1 pseudogene is annotated in these 330 nt (G+C 57.0%); it reads left to right on the top strand.

Annotation, left to right across the window (positions count from 1 at the left end):
- A pseudogene (locus ACLNCP_RS10000) lies at positions 1-330 on the top strand (YSIRK signal domain/LPXTG anchor domain surface protein); the annotation flags it as partial.

Raw genomic sequence — 330 nt, 5'->3', positions numbered from 1 at the left:
CAGAAACCCCAACTCCAGCGCAACCTGTGGAAGATCAACCAGCAGCGCCAGGAGCAACAGAAACCCCAACTCCAGCGCAACCAGCTGAAGAAACTCCAGCGTCAGGAGCAACAGAAACCCCAACTCCAGCGCAACCTGTGGAAGACCAACCAGCAGCGCCAGGAGCAACAGAAACCCCAACTCCAGCGCAACCAGCTGAAGAAACTCCAGCGTCAGGAGCAACAGAAACCCCAACTCCAGCGCAACCAGCTGAAGAAACTCCAGCATCAGGAGCAACAGAAACCCCAACTCCAGCGCAACCGGTAGAAGATCAACCAGCAGCGCCAGGAG

The sequence above is a fragment of the Streptococcus sp. CL6.35 genome (assembly GCF_049737915.1).
Classification (GTDB): domain Bacteria; phylum Bacillota; class Bacilli; order Lactobacillales; family Streptococcaceae; genus Streptococcus.
Note: the sequence above shows the minus strand (reverse complement) of the source record. Positions and strands in the feature narration are given on the sequence as shown.